This is a genomic window from Streptomyces sp. SP18CS02, from assembly GCF_036322365.1.
GTDB lineage: Bacteria > Actinomycetota > Actinomycetes > Streptomycetales > Streptomycetaceae > Streptomyces.
Genome location: NZ_JAQYXC010000157.1, coordinates 1 through 1,538, shown reverse-complemented (window position 1 = coordinate 1,538; position 1,538 = coordinate 1). Strand labels below are relative to the sequence as shown.

Genomic DNA, 1,538 nt, shown 5'->3' with positions numbered 1-1,538 from the left:
CTGCTCGTCCAAAGTGAACTGACCGGTGTCGATCGCGGCCTCCAGCCAGTCGGCTGCCCCACGGACCTTCGCGATCCCGCGGCGGATCGTCTCGCGCTCGTCCTCGGTGAACTCCTGGTCGCGCATGCGCGGAACGAGTCGGCCAAGGGTGGCGACGTACTGGCGGCAGGAGCCGACCAGGTCCAGGTACTCGATGGTGTGCTCAATCTCGCGAACCGCCGGAACCCGGTCACGAATCTTCTCTCGGGTCTCCTCCGAGTTGTCGAACTGGGCCCGGTTGACGGTGAAGCGGGTGTCGTCGTTACGCATCGCCTGCCGGGCGACGCGGGGCCGTTGCAGCAGCTGGGCGGTGACACTGGAGGCCACCTCGTCATCCCGGGTCAGTTCCTGGACCACGCGGACCCGGTCGGCGGCCGGCAGACTTGCTGCGGTCTCCGGCCTGCTCAGCAAGCTGGCTGTCACCTTCACAGCGACCTCGTCGTCGCGGGTCAGATCCCTTACCGCCCGCACCTTCTCCTCGACCGTCACCGGCCGGTCGACCTGCTGCCCTACCAAGCGTTTCGCCCCGTCCGAGGTCCACTGCCGCACACCCGAGCGAGAGTTGAACGGGGCATCCTTGATAGCCACCCACCGCTCGGCCTCGCCCGGGATCGAGGCCAGGATCTTGTGGACGGTGTGAGAGACGCCGTCCTCGCGCTGGCTGGCCGGCCAGCGCGAGGAGACCCACCGCCAGTCCATCACCGTGGACAGCGCAACCCCGATGTCGTCGGCGAACATCTGCAATGACTCCTCGACCGTGAACAGGTCGTCGGTTCCCTTGGCCACCGACCCACCGACCGGCCTCATCGGCTCGATCCCCGAGCCTTGTCGCCGAGGGCGAACTGGGCCTTCGCGACCTGCGCGACCAGTTGGCGTGCTTCGTCACGAGCTGTTCGTAACGCGTTCGTGAGACGTTCCCGACCCGCTCCGACATGCTGCCTCCACCCGGTTCGTCCCGGGCAGAGCCAGCCACTGGACAGTGGCTGTTCGGCGACGCATCAGCCCAGGTCACGACCAGGATGGAGTCCCCGGTTCACCAGGCGGCAGGCGCGAACGAGGGGCGCGCGAGGCAGGAAAGTGAAGCCGCCCGACCCCGTGCAGAACGGGTGGGTCCTGCGACAGGAACGCCGTTCGGCTATGGCGTCACCGTGACGGAATTTCGTGACGCCTTCTCCCGCCAGGCCCGCGTACGGCACCGCGAAGAACAGAACACCGCCGAGCGCCGATGCTCAACCCCCACCGTCCACCTGCGGCAGCACACCGGACACGTCACCTCGTCCCCACGCTGCATCGCCGCCACCCGCCGACGGGCCTGTTCCAGCCTTCGCCACCGCCGTGACCTGCACCGACCCGAACAGAACACCGCTGTCGCCGACTTTGTCGGCGACAGCGGCACCCCACACTCCCGGCAATACCTTCGAACCACCCCACCAATGGCCATGGCAACCAGCATCCCGATGTCCTGGCCGCACGACCAGGGATGTCAAACACTCACTCAG

General features: G+C 67.4%; 1 protein-coding gene. It reads right to left on the bottom strand.

Annotation, left to right across the window (positions count from 1 at the left end):
- Nucleotides 1–825 (bottom strand): DUF6192 family protein (locus PUR26_RS01435; protein ID WP_329868386.1); only part of this gene is annotated, 825 nt, incomplete at its 3' end.
- Between the last annotated feature and the right edge of the window lie 713 nt (nt 826–1,538).